This window comes from Klebsiella sp. D5A (assembly GCF_001620885.1).
GTDB classification, from domain to species: domain Bacteria; phylum Pseudomonadota; class Gammaproteobacteria; order Enterobacterales; family Enterobacteriaceae; genus Klebsiella; species Klebsiella variicola.
Map to the genome: position 1 here is coordinate 1 of NZ_LOAR01000030.1, position 19,460 is coordinate 19,460.

Sequence of the window (19,460 nt, forward strand, 5' to 3'; positions counted from 1 at the left end):
GCATGGGGCCGGAGTTCCGTCCGATGCTGCGCTTCTATGTGACCGGCGGCCAGGTGGACAACGAGCACACCGCGAAGGTTAACAACACCAAAGACCAGCAGCTGGATTCGCTGAACGTCGGCGGGATGTTTGAGGCGTGGTTCTGATGCGATAACGTTGTCGAAGGCGCGTTCCCGGCTGGCGCTACGCTTAGCCGGGCTACGACTGGTGCGCTCCATTTATGCCGGATGGCGGCTGACGCCTTATCCGGCCTACGTTCCTTCCCGCAGGCTCACACAACGTAGGCCCGGCAAGCGCTGCGCCGCCGGGCGGTCAGGCACCGTACCCGCGGTAGTGCCGGATGGCGGCATCAATGCCTTATCCGGCCTACGTTCCTTCCCGCAGGCTCACACAACGTAGGCCCGGCAAGCGCAGCGCCGCCGGGCGGTCAGGCGCCGTGCCTGCGGTAGTGCCGGATGGCGGCATAAATGCCTTATCCGGCCTACAGAAAACCTCCTTCCCCCGTAGGTCCGGCAAGCGCAGCGCCGCCGGGCAGCTGGCCCTGGTCCCCCTCAGTTCACCGTCAGGCGCAGGGCCAGATCCTGCGGGTAGGGGTCAAAATAGTTCTGCGCCTGCAGGTAGCGATCCGGATACTCGGCCAGATAGTGCTTAAGCAGCGTCAGCGGGGCGAGGATCGGCAGCAGCCCGGCGCGATAGTTGAGGATCACCTCCCGCAGCTCGCCGCGCTGGCGGCTGTTGAGCTGGTCGCGGAAATAACCCTGAATATGCATCAGCACGTTGGTGTGGTTTTTCCGCGAGGCGGGCTGCTTGAGGATCGCCATCAGCTTTTCGCGATAGACCTCGAAGAACGCCTCCAGATCCTCCCATTCATGCAGCGAGGCGACGAACGGACCGATCTCCCGGTAGCCCGCCTGGTGGTGAGCCAGCAGCTGCAGCTTGTAGCGGCTGTGAAAGGCCAGCAGGCCGTGACGGGTCAGGCCGCGGGCGCGCAGGGCGTTGAGTTCATGCAGGGCGAAAACGCGCTCGACAAAATTCTCCCGCAGCAGCGGATCGTGCAGCCGGCCATCCTCTTCCACCGGCAGCCACGGGTAGCGCGCCATCAGGGCGCCGGTAAACAACCCCACGCCTTCCTTACGCCCGCGATTGCCTTTTTCGTCATACAGCCGCACGCGCTCCATCCCGCAGCTCGGCGATTTGGCGCAGACGATAAAGCCCGACAGCTCGCCCAGGGTTGCGAGGTGGGCGCTGGCGAAATCAGCCATCTTCTCCGTCACATCCTCGTGCGGGGCGTGGCTGAAGCGCATGCGGATCTCCCCGACTGGAGTCTGCACCAGGCGGAGCGCCGGGCGGGGAACGGGCAGGCCGATCGCCATCTCCGGGCAGACGGGTTTAAACGCCACCCACTGCGCGAGCTCATCCATCACAAAGCCCATACGCTTATGCCCGCCGTCGAATCGCACGGCTGAGCCGGTTAAACATCCGCTGATCCCAATGACAGGTTGCGTGTTCATGGCGCTGTCCTCTCTTCTGCTGTGGTTCGGGTAAAGAAAAGGGTCACGGTGGCGACCGTAATGCCGAATTTCTTCATCTCGGTTTTGTTAAATAAATGGCTGCCGTCCTGCAGGAACATCCAGTCGTCAAAGTGCAGCAGCCACCGGCTGCCGCTGGCCTCGACGTTCATGCTGTAGCGCCAGTGAAAGGCATTGCCTGCCGCCTGGCCGCTGGCCACCCCTTCGATATCCCCGGCGGTGCCCTGATAACGGTTATCGCCGGTGCGGCGAATGCGCCACACCCGCTGTTGCTTCTCGCCATCGTCATAGATAAAGCGCTCATGGAGTGTCAGGGTGTCGCCGACGACGTCGCCATCGATCTCTACATGGAAGCGGCGCAGCTGCTTGCCGCTACGATCCTGCACCATCCCCCACGCCTCGGTTCGCCCCTGAAAATAGTGAAAGATGTCGAGGGCGGGCTGCTGCTGCCGGTACTCCGTGACCTCGGTGCTGCAGCCGGCGAGGATCAGCATCAGCAGCGCCAGGCCAAGGGTCAGAATGCGTTTCATGGTGTACCTCCGATCAACTGCTGACGCAGTTCGGGATAAGTGGTGCGCGGATCGAGCCAGATGGCGAGAAAGCGGGTGCTGAACGCCGCCGACTGGCGCGGGCCGAGCGGGGTAAAGGCGGTCTGCGCGGCGCTGGCGCGGTACCAGAACTGCCCCTCGCCGCCGCTGACCACGAACGCCAGCTGGCTGCCCGGCGCGACGTCCGGCCAGATCCCCTGCAGCATGCGCAGCCAGGTTTCGCTGCGCGGCTCCTGCTGCAGAATGCCCTGCGCCTGCCACTGGTCGCGGGTGGCGTCCACCAGCGCGTCGCGATCGATGTCGCGCCGGTAGGTGATGATCAGCGCCCGATCCTGTTGCGGGCCGTCATACCGGCCATTGGGCGTGCGCAGCTGCGAGTGATAGACGGTGAATGGCCCCCAGGTGAGGGTCGCCTCGCCGACGCGACGCCACGTCAGCCAGTCGGCGGCGTGGGCCGCCGGGGCAAGGGTGGTCAGCCACAGCAGTAACAGCGCGAATCTCATTTTCGCCTCCCCATCCCCAGATGGAATAACAGCATGAGCACCAGCCAGCCGCAGGCCATGGCGGCCACGGCAAGCGCCATCGGCACCAGCAGGGTCATGGCTCCAAGGCGAGCGCCGATCAGGTAGGCCACCGGGCCGCCGAGGGTCGCCACCGTGGCCAGCACCCAGCCGGGAAGCGTCGTGGTGCGGGTCAGTCGGGTCCAGACGACGGCGAACATCAGCCACAGGGCCACCATCCACAGGGGCAGCAGGCTGTCGCCGCGAAAATCGATCAGTCCCGCCAGCGCCCAGCAGGCGTCCAGGCCGCAGCCCGCCGCGGCCAACAGCAGGGCGGGTGGACGACTGGCCGCCGGCAACCGCAGCCAGGCGAAAATGGCCAGCGTCAGCCAGATCAGCAGACCGCGCTCGCGTAACATCACCACCAGCGTCCAGTAAACATCGAACGCAAGGGCCATCAGCAGGTGCTGCGCCGGGCGTGTCATACCCGCTCCGCGGTGAGCTGCACCACGCTGATGGTGCGGGCGTTAAATCCGGCTTCGCAGTAGCCGAAGTAGTAGAGCCACATCCGGCGGAAGCGCTCATCAAAGCCGAGCTTTTCAATATCCTGCCAGGCGTGGGTAAAACGCTGCCGCCAGTGCGCCAGGGTGCGGGCGTAATCCGGGCCCATGTCGAACAGGTTGCGCACCACAAAATCGGTATGGCGGGTCATCAGCTCGCTCATTGCGGTGATGCTGGGCAAAAAGCCGCCGGGGAAGATGTAGCGCTGGATAAAATCGACGCTTTTGCTGTAGTCGCGGTAACGCTGATCCTGGATGGTGATCGCCTGTAGGGCCATTCTGCCGCCCGGGCGCAGGCGCGCCTGGCAGGTGCGGAAGAAGGCCGGGAGGTAGCGCTGGCCCACCGCCTCAATCATCTCCACCGACACCAGTTTGTCGTACTCGCCGCGCAGATCGCGGTAGTCGCAGAGCAGCACCTCGACGCGATCCTGCAGCCCGGCGCGGGCCATGCGCTCGGTAGCCCAGCGGTGCTGCTCCCGGGAAAGGGTGGTGGTGGTGACCCGGCAGCCGTAATGGCGGGCGGCGTACTCGGCCAGCGCCCCCCAGCCGGTGCCAATCTCCAGCAGATGATCGCCGGGAGTGAGCGCCAACTGATCGCACAGGCGCGCCATCTTAGCCCGCTGGGCCTGGGTCAGATCCTGCTGGTCATCGGTAAACAACGCGCTGGAGTAGAGCAGGTCGTCATCCAGAAAGTGGGCATAAAATTCGTTGCCGAGGTCATAATGGGCGGCGATGTTCTCCCGCGCCTGGGCGCGGGTGTTGCGGCGGGTCCAGTGGCGCAGGCGGGCGACGGGCTTGCCCAGCAGACGAAAGCCGCGCTCCAGACGCCCCAGCACCTCGCCGTTGCGCGCGAGGATCTGCAGCAGCGCCGTCAGCTGGTGGCTCTCCCAGTCGCCGTCCATCCAGGCCTCGGCCGCCGCCAGGCTGCCGCCGGTCAGCAGACGCCAGTACACCTCCGGCGTGCAGACCCGCGCCTCGGCGCGCAGTGCGGCGGCGGGGTCGCCAAAATGAAACGTCTGCGCCCCTTCGCGCACGGTGAGCGAGCCTTCGCGGAGGCCGCTCAACAGACGAAAGAGCAGCCAGCGCGCGAGCCGCACGTTGCGCGGCACATCGGGTTCAAGCGCAAAGACAGGATCGGTCATGAGCGTTCACTCCTGCTAACAGGATGGTTGTACAGCGGCACGCGCTTCAGCCACAGCCGCAGCGCCTGCCAGTAGATGGCGAGGACGGTTTTCAGGGTCATCAGCGGCAGACGCAGCAGCAGCCCGCGCAGGTTGGCGCGGGTCAATGGCACGCGGCTCAGGGCCAGCGTGGCGTCGAACACCTTGCTGGCCTGATGGTTTTCAATATGCATGTGCAGCGTTTTGCCGGGCGCGTTGAAGCGCCAGTGATAGACCATGTCCATCGGGTTAAACGGCGAAACGTGAAAGGCTTTCTCCAGCGGGCGCGCCTGCTGGCCGTCCACCGCGTAGTAATGACGCTCATTCCACGGCGTGTTGCGCACTTCGGCCAGCACCCAGCGCAGGGTGTCGGCCTCGTCATAGCAGTAGTAAAAGTTGACCGGATTAAAATGGAAGCCGAAGTAGCGCAGCTGGGTCAGGAGCATCACGCGTCCCGCCGGGCGGCAGCCGGTCAGGCTCTCCAGCCGGTTCAGCACCTGGGCCTTCAGCGGCGCGCCCAGCGGATAATCGGCGTCGTACCAGGCAGCGGCGGCCAGGCGGTTGCGGCGGATGCCCGCCTCAGGCAGCCTGTCCAGTTCGTCGAGGTCGAGCCAGGCCATAAACAGGCGGTAGACGAAGTGGTGCGCCTTCGGCTGCAGGCGACGGTGGCGCAGGACGCCCTGATAGAGGCAGCTGTTCATCTCAGTTGCCCTCCGCCGCGGCGATGCCCTGCACCACGTCGAGCGCGCTGCGCACCCCGTCCTCATGAAAGCCGTTGTACCAGTAGGCCCCGCAGTACCAGCTCCGCTGCTGGCCGTTAATCTCTTCGCGCCGCAGCTGGGCCGACCAGCTTTGCGGGTTAAACAGCGGATGCTCATAGACGAAGCGCTGCCAGACGTAGCGGTCATCCACCGGCGCGTCCGGGTTCAGGGTGACGCAGAATAGCGGCGCGTCTGCGGGCAGCCCCTGGAGAATATTCATGTTGTAGGTGACGCAGGCCCGGGCCCGATCCCCGTCGCTAAGGCGATAGTTCCAGCTGGCCCAGGCACGCTGGCGCTCCGGCAGCCAGCGCGGATCGCTGTGCAGCACCACCTCGTTGCGCTGCCAGCCGATATCCCCGAGGACTTCGCGTTCGGAATCGGTGGGCGCCGCCAGCATCGCCAGGGCCTGCGCGGAGTGGCAGGCGAAGATCACCTGGTCAAAATGCGCCTCCCCGGACGCCAGCCGCAGGGTGACCCCCGTCGGGTGACGGTCCACCTGCTGTATCGGCGCGTTGAGCCGCAGATTCAGACGATCGCCGAGCCTGGCGAGCAGGGCGCGAACGTACTCCCGGGAACCGCCGGGCACCACGTACCACTGCGGGCGATCGCGAATATCCAGCAGGCCGTGGTGTTCAAAGAAGCGTAAAAACAGCGGCAGCGGGAAGCGACGCATCTCCTGCAGCGACGACGACCAGATGGCCGCCCCCATCGGCAGAATATAGTGGCGGGCGAAGAAGGGGCTGAAGCGGTGGCGGGCGAGGAAGCTCTCCAGCGTCGCCCCCGGATCCAGCGCCTCGGTCAGCGCCAGTTTCGCCAGCCGGTTAAAGCGGACGATCTCGCTCAGCAGCCCCCAGAAGGCCGGCTTCAGCAGATTGCGCCGCTGGGCGAAAAGCGAGGTCAGGCTGTGACCGTTGTACTCCAGGCCGCTGGTCGGGTTGTGAACCGAGAAGCTCATCTGCGTTTTTTGCCCGTCGATCCCCAGCTCGCTGAGCAGGCCCATAAAGCGCGGATAGGTGCGATCGTTGTAGACGATAAATCCGGTATCGATGGCCCAGGTGCCCTGCGGCGTGGCGACATCCACGGTGGCGGTGTGGCCGCCCGGCGTGGCGCCCGCTTCGAACAGCGTCACCTGATGGTGTCCGGCCAGCCGCCAGGCGCAGGTCAGCCCGGCGATGCCGCTACCGATGATGGCGATGTTCATGAGCGCACCATCCTGCGCAACAGCAGGCGCTGGATACCCGATGGCAGGCTGGCCAGCAGCCGCAGGGCCAGGCTGAAACCGGTGGGGAAGGCGATGTGGTTTTTGCCTTTCGCCAGGCCGTGGCGGATCGCCGCCACCGCCCGATCCACGCTCACCCGGCCGGGCATGGCGAAGTCGTTTTTGCGCGTCAGCGGGGTGTCGACGAAGCCCGGAGAGACCACCGTGACGGCCACCCCTTTCGGCTCCCAGTCCAGACGCAGGCTGTTGGCAAACCAGGTCAGCGCCGCCTTGGAGGCGCCATAGGCTTCCGCGCGCGGGAAGGGTAGCCAGTGCGCCATCGAGCTGACCAGCACCACCCGATCGCCTGCCTCCAGCTGCGTCTGCAGCGCCGCCAGGCAGTTCACCGGCCCGAGAAAGTTGGTGGCCATCACTCGCTCCACGAGGGCGGCATCCACCTGCCCGTGGTCGAGGTATTCGCAGGTCCCGGCGCAGAGAATGATCAGGTCGGCAAAACAGCCCGTCAGCGCCTGGCGACAGGCGTCCCTGTCTGTCATATCGAACAGGCGCACACTGATGTTGGGGCTGAACTGCTGGAGCGTTGCCAGGCGCGAAGCATCGCGCCCGCAGGCGATAACCAGATGGCCATCCGCCGCGAAGGATTTCGCCAGACCGGCGCCGATCCCGGAGCTGGCGCCGGTGATGAGCACCGTCATCATGAGCGCACCCTCCGCTTCACGCCGCGTACCGCCCAGCCCAGCAGGGGAAGATGCTCGTAGATCATCTCCCCGGCGTCGTAGTAGTCGCGCTGATGGAGGATCTGCTCCCCGGCGATGTCCACCACCGAGCAACCCGGCAGGGCCAGGGTTTCTCCACCGGCAATGCGCGGATGCGACCAGTGCATGGTCCAGGTCACGGCGAACCGTTGGCCGTCGCAGAGCGGCGTGTCGATGGTGAACCGGCACTGCTCCACGTTGGCCAGCAGATGGGTAAAGTAGCGCTGAATGGCGAACAGCCCCTGATGCTGACCAAAAGGATCGCTCAGCGTCGCATCCGGATGGTACAGCGCGGCCAGCGCCGCGGGCGGCTGCGCATCCAGCCCGGCGTAGTACTCAACGAAACGACGAATCACAGACGGCGAGGTGCTCATGGATCACATCCTGGCTAGATACGGTAGCGTAATGGCATACTTAAAACTTACACAAATAAAATTATTTGTCCAAGTTTGTAGAAAAATATATTTTATTTGTGTTAAAAATCATGTTGTTATGATTGGTGTTTTAAGGGGGGATCGTGAGTGGTGCGAAGGGCAAGCGTGCGCCCGCCGCGCCACCGGGCGCTGGCGGAACAGAGAGTGGGGTAAGTTAAAACAGAGGGTTAGAGCGGAATCACCTCGAGGGAGACGACCTGCTGCTGCCAGAGTTCCACCTGCCTCTGGCGGGCGGCGGAAAGTTTGCCGCTGGTAACCAGCAGCCAGTTGCGCTGGGGGAAAATCTCCGGCGCCAGGGCGGCGGGAGGCACCGGCAGAACGTCGATGCGATGGCCCTGGCCGGTACGTTTGAGCGCCTCAAGCCAGATTTCGCAGGCGTCGGTCAAGTGCCAGCCGGTGATCAGAAAGTTGTCCCCGGGCGCCTTCTTGTCGCCTTCGAGGCAAAACGAGGTATAGGCGATGATGATGCCGTCGAGAATTTCGCGCAGCGTCATGATGGCCGGCACGTTGGCGGAGACCTGGCTGCGCAGCGGACGCAGCACCTCGGTGACCAGCTCCTGGCGCGGATATTCGCGCCCGGCGTCGTAGATCAGCTGGCGCAGGGACTCGATTTTTCCCTCTTTCAGCCTCTGCAGCATGGTCTCCTGCAACGTCAGCCAGTTGTTGGTGCGCCGTGCGCCGGGGCGCGACAACAGGGGCTTCACCTGGCTGACTGGTACCCCTTTTTTCACCCAGTCGAGGATCTTCAGCGCCTGCTGGACGTCGTCATCGCTGTACTGACGGTGACCACCATCGGTGCGCAGCGGCTTGAGCAGGCCATAGCGGCGCTGCCAGGCGCGAAGCGTGGTCGCATTTATCCCGCATAGTCGGGCAAATTCGCCGATGGAGTAAGGCATGGAGGCCACCTGTTAACAAAGAATATTCTCAATATACTACGAATCACGTCGGCTGGCGTGAAGTGTAGTGGCTTTGCACTACACTTTCCCCTACCGCGTAAATGAAAGGAGTTCTCATGAAGCTATGGCCTGTTGTCACTGGCGTTGCTATCGCGTTGACCCTGGTGGCCTGCAAATCGCCCACCCCGCCGAAGGGCGTTCAGCCGATTAGCGGGTTTGACGCCAGCCGTTACCTTGGAAAATGGTATGAAGTCGCCCGCCTGGAGAATCGCTTCGAGCGAGGCCTGGAGCAGGTGACCGCCACCTACGGCGCCCGCAGCGACGGGGGGATCAGCGTCGTCAATCGCGGTTATGACCCGGTCAAAAAACGCTGGAATGAGAGCGACGGAAAAGCCTACTTCACCGGCGCCCCCACCACCGCGGCGCTGAAGGTGTCGTTCTTCGGGCCATTCTACGGCGGCTATAACGTGATCCGCCTGGACGACGACTACCAGTACGCGCTGGTCAGCGGCCCCAACCGCGACTATCTGTGGATCCTGTCGCGCACCCCCACCATTCCGGCGGCGGTGAAGCAGGATTACCTGAATACCGCGCGCGAGCTGGGCTTTGACGTCGATCGCCTGGTGTGGATCCGCCAGACGCCGCGCTAGCCTCGCCCCTTAGCGGCTGAGCAGGTGGGTATAAAACACGTACAGCCCGGCCAGCGCCGCCACGTTCAGCGCCACGCTGACGAAAAACCACCGCCGGAAGGGCTGCTTTTGGGTTTTATGGCGAAAGCACTGCTGGCCGAGGATGGCCCCCGGCCAGCCTCCCGCCAGGCCCAGCACCAGCAGCGTGGTTTCCGGCACCCGTCGCCAGGCTTTGCGCGCCGCCAGCTTGTCGGCGCCATAGATAAGCCATGTCAGAAGGCTGCTCAGTAAAAACCACATCGCCAGCGGGTAGGGCAGCAGGGCGCTGCCCACGGCGGTGAGCAGCAGCAGGGAATAACACACCAGGTTCAGATTCATAGGGACGTTCACGCCGGCCAGAAGAATGGCGCCACTATAGCCAATTTCCCGTACCGGCGTAAACGCGGCGGGTTATTCGCTACGCTTGCCCCGATGCCGGGACAGCCACATCAGCTTATATGCCGCCGGAATGATAAATAGCGACAGCAGCGGGGCGGTGATCATCCCGCCAATCATCGGCGCGGCGATGCGACTCATCACTTCCGACCCGGCGCCGGTGCCCCATAAAATCGGCAACAGGCCGGCGATAATCACCGCCACGGTCATCGCCTTCGGCCGCACGCGCAGCACCGCCCCCTGGTACAGCGCCTCGTCGAGCTTATCGACGTTGAAAGTCTGCGGATTCTTCAGCGACGGTTCCGCCTCGATGGCGTGGCGCAGGTACATCAGCATCACCACGCCAAACTCCGCCGCCACCCCGGCCAGGGCGATAAAGCCGGTCCCGGTGGCTACCGACAAATGGAACCCCATCCAGTAGAGAAACCAGATCCCGCCGACGAGGGCGAACGGCACGCTGGTGATAATCAGCAGCGCCTCGCCGACGCGGCGGAACGCCAGGTATAGCAGCACGAAGATAATCATCAGCGTCATCGGCACCATCAGCTTCAGCTTCTGATTGGCGCGCTCCAGCAGCTCAAACTGCCCGGAGTAGGACACACTGATGCCCGGCTTCAGCTTCACCTCCTTGCCGATGCCCTGCTGCAGATCGTGCACTACCGACACCATGTCGCGGTCGCGGGCGTCGATGTAGATCCAACTGGTCGGGCGGGCGTTCTCGGTTTTCAGCATCGATGGTCCGGTGACCACCTTCACCTCAGCCACGTCGCCGAGGACGATCTGTTGCTTCAGCGGCGTGAGGATCGGCAGCTGGCGCAGGGTCTCCGGGCTGTCGCGATAGCTCTGCGGGTAGCGGATGTTGATCGGATAGCGCTCGACGCCCTCTACCGTTTCGCCAACCATCGCGCCGCCGATGGCGGACGAGACGAACAGCTGCACGTCGCCGACGGTCATCCCGTAGCGGGCCGCCTTCTCGCGCTGAATATCAATGTTGAGGTAGCGCCCACCGACCAGCCGCTCGGCTAATGCCGACGTGACTCCCGGCACGCTGCGCGCCACCCCTTCAATTTGTTCGGCGATGGCGTCGATATCGGCCAGATTAGTGCCGGAAACTTTAATGCCAATCGGGCTCTTGATGCCGGTGGAGAGCATGTCGATGCGGTTGCGGATCGGCGGCACCCACAGGTTCGCCAGCCCCGGCAGGCGCACGGTCTTGTCCAGCTCCTCGACGATCTTCTCCATGGTCATCCCCGGTCGCCACTGATCCTGTGGCTTAAGCTGAATGGTGGTCTCTACCATCTCCAGCGGCGCCGAGTCGGTAGCGGTTTCGGCTTTGCCGGTTTTGCCGAACACCCGGGCCACTTCCGGCACCGTCATGATCAGCTTATCGGTTTTCTGCAGCATATCCGCCGCCTGCGCAGCGGAGATCCCCGGCAGCGTTGACGGCATATACAGCAGATCGCCCTCGTTGATCTGCGGCAGAAACTCGCCGCCGACCCGGTTAAGCGGCCAGACAACTGTCAGGATCGACAGGAGCGCAATCAGCAGGGTGGTCTTCGGCCAGTGCAGCACCTTCAGCAGCAGCGGGTGATAAATGCGGATCAAAAAGCGGTTCAACGGGTTGCTGCTCTCCGCCGGGATCCTGCCGCGGATCCAGAAGCCCATCAGGATCGGGATCACCACGATCGCCAGCAGCGCCGCCCCGGCCATCGACCAGGTTTTGGTGAAGGCCAGCGGGCCGAACAGTTTGCCCTCCTGGCCTTCGAGAGTGAAAATCGGGATAAACGACAGAGTAATGATCAGCAGGCTGATAAACAGCGCCGGGCCGACCTCCACCGACGCATCGGTAATGATTTTCCAGCGGATGTCGTTGCTGAGCTTCTCTCCCGGGTGCTGATGTTCCCACTCCTCCAGCCGCTTATGGGCGTTCTCGATCATCACGATGGCGGCATCGACCATCGCCCCCACCGCAATGGCGATCCCGCCCAGCGACATGATGTTGGCGTTAAGCCCCTGGAAATGCATCATGATAAAGGCGAAGCACAGGCCGAGCGGCAGCGAAATAATCGCCACCAGCGCCGAGCGTACGTGCCACAGGAACAGGGCACAGACCAGCGCGACGACGATAAACTCTTCCAGCAGCTTATGGCTGAGGTTGTCGATGGCGCGGTCGATAAGCTGGCTGCGGTCGTAGGTGGTGACCACTTCAACCCCTTCCGGCAGGCTGCTTTGCAGCGACGCCAGCTTCGCTTTGACCGCCGAGATCACCTCGCGGGCGTTCTTGCCGGAGCGCAGGATCACCACGCCGCCGGCGACTTCGCCCTCGCCATTAAGCTCGGCGATACCGCGGCGCATCTCCGGGCCAATCTGCACCCGCGCGACGTCGCCGAGATAGACCGGCACGCCGTTATCGCCGGTTTTCAGCACGATATTTTTGAAGTCGTCGAGCGTCTGCAGGTAGCCGCTGGCGCGCACCATATATTCGGCTTCCGCCAGTTCGACGGAAGAGCCGCCCGCCTCCTGGTTAGAGACGTCCAGCGCCGATTTCACCTCGCCGAGGCTGATGCCGTACTGGGTCAGCTTCATCGGGTCGACAACAATCTGGTACTCCTTGACCACGCCGCCCACCGACGCCACTTCCGAGACGTTAGGGATGGTTTTCAGCTCATATTTTAAGAACCAGTCCTGCAGGGAGCGCAGTTCGGCGAGGTCGTGCTTGCCGCTGCGGTCGACCAGCGCGTACTCGAAGACCCAGCCGACGCCGGTGGCGTCCGGGCCCATTTCGGCGCTGACCCCGGCGGGAAGTTTGCCCTGCACCTGGTTGAGATACTCCAGCACCCGCGAGCGCGCCCAGTAGGGATCGGTGCCGTCTTCAAATATCACATATACGTAGGAGTCGCCGAACTGCGAGAAGCCGCGAACCGTTTTGGCGCCGGGTACCGACAGCATGGTGGTGGTCAGCGGCCAGGTGACCTGGTTTTCGACGATCTGCGGCGCCTGCCCCGGATAGCTGGTTTTGACGATCACCTGTACGTCGGAGAGGTCCGGCAGAGCGTCCACCGGGGTATGGACGATGGTCCAGGTCCCCCAGATGCTGAGAAACAGCGCCGCCATCATCACCAGGAAACGGTTGGCCACCGAGCGGCGGATAATCCATTCAATCATGGTTCCGTTCCTCAGTGCGCGTGGGCGGCAGGGGCCGCGGTACCGGGAGCCTGCGCACGCATGCGCTCCAGCGCGCCGGAGATATTGGCTTCCGAGTCGATCAGGAACAGGCCGCTGGCGACGACTTTCTCACCCTCCTGCAGCCCGCTGCGAATGGCCGTGACGCCAGCGGATTCATGGAATACCTGCACGAGTTTCGGCACGAAGCGCCCCTCGTTATCCACGGTAATCACTCGCTGCTCGCTGCCGCTGTCGATCAGCGCTTTTGACGGGATCAGCAGCATCGGTTCGCTTTCACTGGTCAGTTGCAGATAGGCGTTCATCCCCGGCTTCAGCGCTTCATCCGGGTTGTTGACCTGCAGGCGCAGCTGCAGGGTGCGGGTGGCGCTATCGACGCTGGGGAGAAGGGTCCATTTGCTGATGCTGAAGGTTTTCCCCGGCCAGGCGGGAACCTGAATTCTGAACTGCGAGGCGTCTTTAATTAGCCAGGCGATGGATTCCGGCACCGCCACGCTGACCCACACCGGGTCCATGCCCTGAATTTTCGCCACCACATTATCTTTGGCGATGTTCATTCCGGCGCGCAGATCGAAAGCGGTAATCACGCCATCGATCGGTGCTTTGAGGGTAAAGCGGGTCTGGATTTTACGCGTGGCTTTCAGGCGGCGGATATCGTCATCCGGCATTCCGGCAAGGCGCAGGCGTTCGAGGATCCCCTCAACCTGGGTGGCGGTGCCCCCAGTTTCCTGCAATAACAGATATTCGCTCTGCGCTTCCACCCAGTCAGGGATGGTCAGCTCGAGGAGCGGCGTGCCTTGTTTCACCTTGTCGCCGACGGTCAGCGGATAGACTTTATTGATAAAGCCCGCCGCCCGCGCCTGCATAATCACATACTGGTACTCGTTATAGCTAATGTTGGCCGGGAAGGTCTGAGCGTAGCGCAGCGGCCCGCGGGTGACCGCGGCGGTTTTTACGCCGAGATTCTGGGTCTGCGTCGGGTCGATACGCACCCCCGGCGCACCGGCGGCGGTACTTCCCTCATCGGCGTATTTCGGCACCAGATCCATATCCATAAACGGCGATTTACCCGGTTTATCGAAGCGGGTGTTCGGGTACATCGGATCGTACCAGAACAGCACTTTACGCTGCTGCTCGGCCGCCGGAGCGGCAGCGTGGGGCGGGGAAAGCCGGGCGTACAGCGCCGCAGTAAGCGCGCCGCCAATCACCATGCTGCCAAGGATCAGCGCCGTATTTTTCAGTGTCAGGGATGCCATGTGTCGTCCATTTAGTCGTTGAGGGGCTTACCGTCGCCGGGCCATTAGTGGGCGCGAATATCCTGCAGCAGCGACAGGTTGCCCTGCTGAACGAAGGTGAAGTCCACGCTGTCGCCATTCTTCACATTGTTGAGCTGCGTCTGCGGGGTGATGGTGAAGCGCATGGTCATCGGCGGCCAGTTCACCGCCGGGATGGCTTCGTGGGCGATGGTGATTTTTTTGCTATCCATATCAATAGCTTTAATGACCCCTTTGCCGCTGATGCTTTGCGTCTGCGTGACGGCGGGTTGTTCGTGCATCGCCATGCCGGCATGCGGGTCGGCGGCCTGGACGGCGAACACCGCGCCAGAAATCAGAGTGAACAGGGCGACTTTAGAGAGTGAATTCATGATCGGGACTCCTTGGGTTATTCCATCCAGCCGCCGCCGAGGGCGGTGAAAAGGGTGATTTCATTTGCCTGACGGGAATAGTTGAGTTCCAGCAGGGTTTGTCGGGTGGTAAAAATGTCGCGCTGGGCGCTCAGGACTTCGATGTAGCTGACCGCGCCGTGACGATAGAGCGCAGTAGCGCGCTGCAGGGTGATATTTAGTGAAGCGAGATAGCGCTGCTGGGCGGCAATCTGATCGGCCAGGCTCTGGCGCAGGGCCAGCGCGTCGGCCACCTCTTTAAAGGCGGACTGTATTTTTTGCTCATAGTTGACCACCTGCTGCTGCTGGCGGATTTCCGCCAGATCGAGGTTGGCCTGATTGCGCCCGGCGTTGAAAATCGGCAGTTCAATTTTGGGGATGAAGTTCCACATCGCGCTGCCGGCGTTAAACAGGCTGGAGAGCTCGCTGCTGCTGCCGGAGAGCGAGCTGGTCAGGGTGATCGCCGGGAAGAAGGCCGCCCGCGCGGCGCCGATGTTGGCGTTGGCCGCCCGCAGGCTGTGTTCGGCCTCTAAAATATCCGGCCGCTGCAACAGGATCTCTGAGGAGAGCGACGGCGGCAGGGTTACGCCTTTCAGGTCCACCGCGCTGCTGGCGCTATCGTCCGGCAGATGCTGGTAGCTGCCGAGCAGCAGTTGCAGGGCGTTATTGGCCTGCGCCAGCTGGCCCTGACGTTCGGCGATATCGGCGCGGGTGCTCTCGATCATCCCGCGCGCCTGCTCCAGCGCCAGCACGGTGGTGCTCCCGGTCAGCAGCTGTTTTTCAACGAAGGCGTAAGACTGCTGATAGTTCTGTAAGGTGTCGTTGGCCACCTGCAACTGCGCTGCCGCCAGCCGCTGGTTGAAGTAGCTTTGTGAAACGTTAGAAATCAACAGGATATGCACCGCACGCCGCGCCTCTTCGCTGGCGAAGAAGTTCTGCCGGTCGGCCTCGCTGAGATTTTTCAACCGGCCAAAGAAGTCGAGGTCATAGCTGAGATTCAGACCGGCGGCATAATCGCTGCTGGTGGTGGTGTCGCCTTTAAGCTTGCCGCCATAGGTGGTGCTGCCGTCACCGTTCAATTGCGGGGAGCGGTCGGCGTCGGTAACCCGGTACTGGGCGCGAGCTTCCTGCACTTTCAGCGTCGCCATCCGCAGGTCGCGGTTGTTGGCCAGCGCGGTGCTAATAAGGCTTTTCACCTGCGGGTCGACGAAAAAGGTGCGCCAACCGGTCTCCTGGTAACCCGCCGTCGCGGTAACCAGCTTGTTCTGGCTGAGAGAGAATTGCTGCGGCACCGGCGCGGCGGGACGCTGGTAGTCCGGAGCGAGCGACAGACAGCCGGTTAAGGCGAATATCACGCTGAGAGTAAGAAGCTTTATTGGGCGCATGGCGGCAGACGGTTTCGACGATTTATCCATGGCAGCTACTTTACGCAGCGGGCTCTGTTCAACGCGTGACAGGAAAATGACAAAGCTGTCATTTTCCTGATATTTCATTGCTATCCAGAGGGGCTCCTCTAAAATTGAATACCCGCACAGAGCGCGCGTGAAGGAGCCTGCCGTGAAGATTTTGATTGTCGAAGATGAGAAGAAAACCGGAGAGTACCTGACCAAAGGGCTCACCGAGGCCGGCTTCGTCGTCGACCTGGCCGATAACGGCCTTAACGGCTATCACCTGGCAATGACCAGCGATTACGATCTGCTGATCCTCGACATCATGCTGCCGGATGTGAACGGCTGGGATATCGTCCGCATGCTGCGCGCCGCCAATAAAGGCATGCCGATCCTGCTGCTCACCGCGCTTGGCACTATTGAGCATCGGGTGAAGGGGCTGGAGCTGGGCGCCGACGACTATCTGGTGAAGCCATTTGCTTTTGCGGAGCTGCTGGCGCGAGTGCGGACCCTGCTGCGCCGTGGAGCGGCGGTCATCGTCGAAAGCCAGTTTCAGGCGGCGGATCTCAGCGTCGATTTGGTCAGCCGCAAGGTGACGCGCGGCGCGACGCGTATCACCCTGACCAGTAAGGAATTCACTCTGCTGGAGTTCTTCCTGCGCCATCAGGGCGAGGTGCTGCCGCGTTCGCTGATTGCCTCGCAGGTCTGGGATATGAATTTCGACAGCGACACTAACGCCATTGACGTGGCGGTGAAGCGGCTGCGCGCCAAAATTGATAACGACTTCGAGCCGAAGCTAATCCAGACCGTGCGCGGCGTCGGCTATATGCTTGAGGTGCCGGATGGCCGCTAAGCGCCCCTTTTCCCTGGCCACCCGGCTGACCTTCTTTATTAGCCTCGCCACCATCATTGCCTTCTTTGCTTTCACCTGGATCATGATCCATTCGGTGAAGGCCCACTTTGAAGAGCGCGACGTGCACGATCTCAGGCAGCTCAGCACCACCCTGGAGACGGTGCTCAACCACGCCGACTACCCGCAGGCGCGGCGACTGGAGATCGTGAGGAATATCATTGCGGGTTACGCCAACGTCTTTATCTGTCTGGACGACGGCCAGGGCAATATTTTGTTTCAGTCGCCAGACGGGCCGGATCTCAGCCATATGCTGAGTACGCCGGGGCTGGCGATGCAGCTGCGCGACGGGAATGTGATTTCATGGACTGACCCGCAGCCGCGGAAGATGGTTCATGATAATCATCAAATGGAGACCCGCGCCTGGCGGCTGATCATGCTGCCGCTGGGCAAGCAGGCGGACGGCAAACCGGCGTACCACCTGCTGATGGCCTTATCCATCGATTTTCACCTGCACTATATTAACGAGCTGAAAGCGAAGCTGATTTCCGCGGCGACGATAATCAGTTTGCTGATCATCGCCATCGTGCTGTTTGTGGTCTATCAGGGGCATAAGCCCATCCGCCAGATCAGTCGCCAGATCCAGAATATTACCTCGCGGGATCTCGACGTGCGCCTTGACCCGCAGGCCGTGCCTATCGAGCTGGAACGGCTGGCGCTGTCGTTTAACCATATGCTGGAGCGCATAGAGGACGTCTTTACCCGCCAGTCCAACTTCTCCGCCGATATCGCCCATGAAATCCGCACGCCGATTACTAACCTGGTGACGCAAACTGAAATCGCCTTAAGCCAGAGCCGCAGCCAGCAGGAGCTGGAAGAGGTGTTGTATTCCAATCTCGAAGAGTTCTCGCGGATGTCGCGGATGGTCAGCGATATGCTGTTCCTCGCCCAGGCGGATAATAACCAGCTGATCCCTGAGCAACAGGCGCTGGATCTGGCTGATGAAGTGCATAAGGTGTTTGAGTTCTTTGAAGCGTGGGCGGAAGAGAAGGCGGTGGCGCTGCGCTTTGTCGGTAGCCACTGCCGGGTGACGGGCGATCCGCTGATGCTGCGGCGGGCGATCAGCAACCTGCTGTCGAATGCGATCCGCTACACGCCGGCCGGCCAGGCGGTGACCATCCAGTTGAGCGAAAGCGCCGAGACGATCCGTCTGGTGGTGGAGAATCCCGGCACGCCGATTGCCGCCGAACATCTTCCCCGGCTGTTTGACCGTTTCTATCGCGTTGACCCGTCGCGTCAGCGCAAAGGCGAGGGCAGCGGTATCGGCCTGGCGATTGTGAAATCCATCGTCAGCGCCCACCACGGCAGCGTAGCGGTGCAGTCCGATCTGCGCTCTACGCGTTTTATTATCGTGCTGCCGAAATAGACGCAATAACGGCTGAAAGTCAGCGGGCAGCGCCAGGCGGCCGCCCGCAGTATTGCCGCTCTCTTACTCTTCGAAGTACCAGTAGCCCTGATTAATCAGCCGCGTCAGTTCGCTCACGAACGCCGGATTCTGCAGGCCGCTGCCGAGCTCTTCCTGACCTAATGAGGTATAGCGGCACAGCGCATCCAGCGCTTCGGCATCGGTGGTGTCCAGCTGTTCGCTATGCACGAAGAAGCTGTCGCCGATATGCAGAACGCGCAGGCCGCTCAGACGAGAAAGCTTTTCGCCGCCCAGCAGCGCATCGACCACTTCCTCTTCTTCATACGGTGGTTCCGCCGGCGCAATATCCAGCTCGTGACGCGGGGTGGTCACGAAACTGCCGAACCACTGCTTGAAGTCTTCCGGCTGGCGAATCATGTCGATCATCATGGTGCGCAGACGTTCGAGTTCATACTCCTCCACCCGGCCCGGATGCTCGCGGCAGGTGAGGTCCGGATCGCTGTAGTGTTCGCCGCCAAGATCGTTCTCCAGCACATAGTCGGCGAAGCTGCTGATCAGGTCGCGACCGTTTGGCCCGCGGAAGCCGACGGAGTAGTTCAGCGCGGTTTCGTGGGTCACGCCATCGTGCGGGAATCCTGGTGGAATATAGAGGATATCGCCCGGCTGCAGATCTTCATCAATGATCGGCGGGAACGGATCGACGTGCAGCAGTGCCGGATGCGGGCAGAACTGACGCATCGGCAGCTTATCGCCCACGCGCCAGCGGCGGCTGCCCATGCCCTGAATAATAAAGACGTCATACTGATCGATATGCGGGCCGACGCCGCCGCCGGGGACGGAGAAGGAGATCATCAGGTCGTCCAGACGCCAGTCCGGCAGTACGCGGAACGGGCGCACCAGCTCGGCGGCGGGCATATGCCAGTGGTTTACCGCCTGGGCCAGCAGCGACCAGCCGGTTTCGCCCAGCCCGTCAAAATGTTCAAAAGGACCATTGCTGGCCTGCCATTTGCCGTTGGTCAGGCTGACCAGTCGGCTGTCGACTTCCGGCTCCATGGCTAATCCGGCCAGCTCGTCCGGGGTAATCGGGTCGACGAAGTCCGGAAACGCGTTTTTTAATACCACCGGCTGTTTTTGCCAGTACTTCTCTAAAAACTCGGGCCAGTTAATGTTGAGTTGATAAGCCATCGATTATTACCAGTAAGAAGAAACGGGCCTGATTATAGAAACGGGGGCCAGGTGGGCGCTTTGTCGTGGGTCAAGAGTGGTGCTTAATTCACCATCGGCGCGATAATGGCGTTGGGTAAGAGAGAAAAATCACATTTTTGCCAAAAAACGATCTTAGCGTAAACGGCGCTGCAGGCCGCATGAACACTGGGATGGCGCCTTGAATGGTAAGAAGATGAATAAGCGAAAAGTTCAAATAATGAGCGGTCGATAAGATTTTTCTATTTTAACGCTTGCTACTTCCGGCGAACTCCCTATAATGCGCTCCCACTGACACGGCAGATGTGAATCACTTCACAC

General features: G+C 62.0%; 20 protein-coding genes. 4 read left to right on the plus strand and 16 right to left on the minus strand.

What is annotated here, in order from left to right; all coding sequences use genetic code 11:
* Positions 1–146, plus strand: a 146-nt coding sequence (locus AS136_RS27740) for a carbohydrate porin (protein ID WP_074158392.1), incomplete at its 5' end; no start/stop codon positions are given.
* 405 nt (positions 147–551) lie between these two features.
* Here AS136_RS27740 and AS136_RS25585 read toward each other — a convergent pair.
* The 10 genes from AS136_RS25585 to AS136_RS25630 all read right to left on the minus strand — a co-directional run bounded on the left by AS136_RS25585 (position 552) and on the right by AS136_RS25630 (position 8,362).
* Positions 552–1,511 (minus strand): YbgA family protein, encoded by a 960-nt coding sequence (locus AS136_RS25585; RefSeq protein WP_004178436.1) that lies wholly within the window; start codon positions 1,509–1,511, stop codon positions 552–554.
* Positions 1,508–2,059, minus strand: coding sequence for a DUF3833 domain-containing protein (locus AS136_RS25590; RefSeq protein ID WP_032731854.1), 552 nt, complete (start codon positions 2,057–2,059; stop codon positions 1,508–1,510). Before AS136_RS25590 ends, AS136_RS25585 begins: the two co-directional genes overlap by 4 nt.
* Positions 2,056–2,580: a hypothetical protein gene (locus AS136_RS25595; RefSeq protein ID WP_063267115.1), complete on the minus strand. Its 525-nt coding sequence runs from the start codon at positions 2,578–2,580 to the stop codon at positions 2,056–2,058. The genes AS136_RS25590 and AS136_RS25595 overlap by 4 nt, the downstream gene beginning before the upstream one ends.
* A complete protein-coding gene (locus AS136_RS25600) occupies positions 2,577–3,062 on the minus strand; it encodes a DUF2878 domain-containing protein (protein WP_032756428.1) in 486 nt (161 codons plus the stop codon). The genes AS136_RS25595 and AS136_RS25600 overlap by 4 nt, the downstream gene beginning before the upstream one ends.
* A complete protein-coding gene (locus tag AS136_RS25605) occupies positions 3,059–4,279 on the minus strand; it encodes an SAM-dependent methyltransferase (protein ID WP_004192234.1) in 1,221 nt (406 codons plus the stop codon). Before AS136_RS25605 ends, AS136_RS25600 begins: the two co-directional genes overlap by 4 nt.
* The gene (locus AS136_RS25610) at positions 4,276–4,998 is read right to left on the minus strand and encodes a DUF1365 domain-containing protein (RefSeq protein ID WP_016160202.1); all 723 of its coding nucleotides are present in this window, start codon (positions 4,996–4,998) and stop codon (positions 4,276–4,278) included. Before AS136_RS25610 ends, AS136_RS25605 begins: the two co-directional genes overlap by 4 nt.
* A gap of 1 nt (position 4,999) precedes the next feature.
* The gene (locus AS136_RS25615; RefSeq protein WP_032740360.1) at positions 5,000–6,259 is read right to left on the minus strand and encodes an NAD(P)/FAD-dependent oxidoreductase; all 1,260 of its coding nucleotides are present in this window, start codon (positions 6,257–6,259) and stop codon (positions 5,000–5,002) included.
* The gene (locus AS136_RS25620) at positions 6,256–6,975 is read right to left on the minus strand and encodes an SDR family NAD(P)-dependent oxidoreductase (protein ID WP_023339514.1); all 720 of its coding nucleotides are present in this window, start codon (positions 6,973–6,975) and stop codon (positions 6,256–6,258) included. Before AS136_RS25620 ends, AS136_RS25615 begins: the two co-directional genes overlap by 4 nt.
* Positions 6,972–7,406, minus strand: coding sequence for a nuclear transport factor 2 family protein (locus AS136_RS25625; RefSeq protein ID WP_008807076.1), 435 nt, complete (start codon positions 7,404–7,406; stop codon positions 6,972–6,974). The genes AS136_RS25620 and AS136_RS25625 overlap by 4 nt, the downstream gene beginning before the upstream one ends.
* A 227-nt stretch (positions 7,407–7,633) precedes the next feature.
* Positions 7,634–8,362 (minus strand): MerR family transcriptional regulator, encoded by a 729-nt coding sequence (locus AS136_RS25630; protein WP_008807075.1) that lies wholly within the window; start codon positions 8,360–8,362, stop codon positions 7,634–7,636.
* A gap of 116 nt (positions 8,363–8,478) precedes the next feature.
* Between AS136_RS25630 and AS136_RS25635 the strand changes: the two genes are divergently transcribed.
* Entirely contained in the window at positions 8,479–9,012 is a 534-nt protein-coding gene (locus tag AS136_RS25635) for a lipocalin family protein (RefSeq protein ID WP_002887259.1), read from the plus strand.
* Positions 9,013–9,021: 9 nt separating this feature from the next.
* Here AS136_RS25635 and AS136_RS25640 read toward each other — a convergent pair whose 3' ends face one another.
* From AS136_RS25640 to AS136_RS25660, 5 genes are all read right to left on the minus strand, one after another.
* Entirely contained in the window at positions 9,022–9,369 is a 348-nt protein-coding gene (locus tag AS136_RS25640; RefSeq protein ID WP_044613170.1) for a DUF1294 domain-containing protein, read from the minus strand.
* A 72-nt stretch (positions 9,370–9,441) separates the two neighbouring features.
* The gene (locus AS136_RS25645) at positions 9,442–12,591 is read right to left on the minus strand and encodes a CusA/CzcA family heavy metal efflux RND transporter (RefSeq protein ID WP_063267116.1); all 3,150 of its coding nucleotides are present in this window, start codon (positions 12,589–12,591) and stop codon (positions 9,442–9,444) included.
* An 11-nt stretch (positions 12,592–12,602) separates the two neighbouring features.
* Complete coding sequence (locus AS136_RS25650; protein ID WP_042948380.1) at positions 12,603–13,865, minus strand: efflux RND transporter periplasmic adaptor subunit; 1,263 nt, start codon at positions 13,863–13,865, stop codon at positions 12,603–12,605.
* Positions 13,866–13,909: 44 nt separating this feature from the next.
* Positions 13,910–14,254 carry a cation efflux system protein CusF gene (cusF, locus tag AS136_RS25655; protein WP_016160208.1) on the minus strand — a complete coding sequence of 115 codons (345 nt, stop codon included), beginning with the start codon at positions 14,252–14,254 and terminating at the stop codon, positions 13,910–13,912.
* A 17-nt stretch (positions 14,255–14,271) separates the two neighbouring features.
* The gene (locus tag AS136_RS25660; RefSeq protein ID WP_063267117.1) at positions 14,272–15,657 is read right to left on the minus strand and encodes an efflux transporter outer membrane subunit; all 1,386 of its coding nucleotides are present in this window, start codon (positions 15,655–15,657) and stop codon (positions 14,272–14,274) included.
* Positions 15,658–15,829: 172 nt separating this feature from the next.
* On the opposite strand from AS136_RS25660, the gene cusR reads away from it, so the two are divergent.
* Entirely contained in the window at positions 15,830–16,513 is a 684-nt protein-coding gene (cusR, locus tag AS136_RS25665) for a copper response regulator transcription factor CusR (RefSeq protein WP_008807068.1), read from the plus strand.
* A complete protein-coding gene (locus AS136_RS25670) occupies positions 16,503–17,936 on the plus strand; it encodes a Cu(+)/Ag(+) sensor histidine kinase (RefSeq protein ID WP_055323360.1) in 1,434 nt (477 codons plus the stop codon). The genes cusR and AS136_RS25670 overlap by 11 nt, the downstream gene beginning before the upstream one ends.
* Before the next feature lie 63 nt (positions 17,937–17,999).
* Here AS136_RS25670 and AS136_RS25675 read toward each other — a convergent pair whose 3' ends face one another.
* Positions 18,000–19,121 carry a ribosomal protein uL16 3-hydroxylase gene (locus AS136_RS25675; RefSeq protein WP_012542999.1) on the minus strand — a complete coding sequence of 374 codons (1,122 nt, stop codon included), beginning with the start codon at positions 19,119–19,121 and terminating at the stop codon, positions 18,000–18,002.
* Positions 19,122–19,460: the final 339 nt, after the last annotated feature.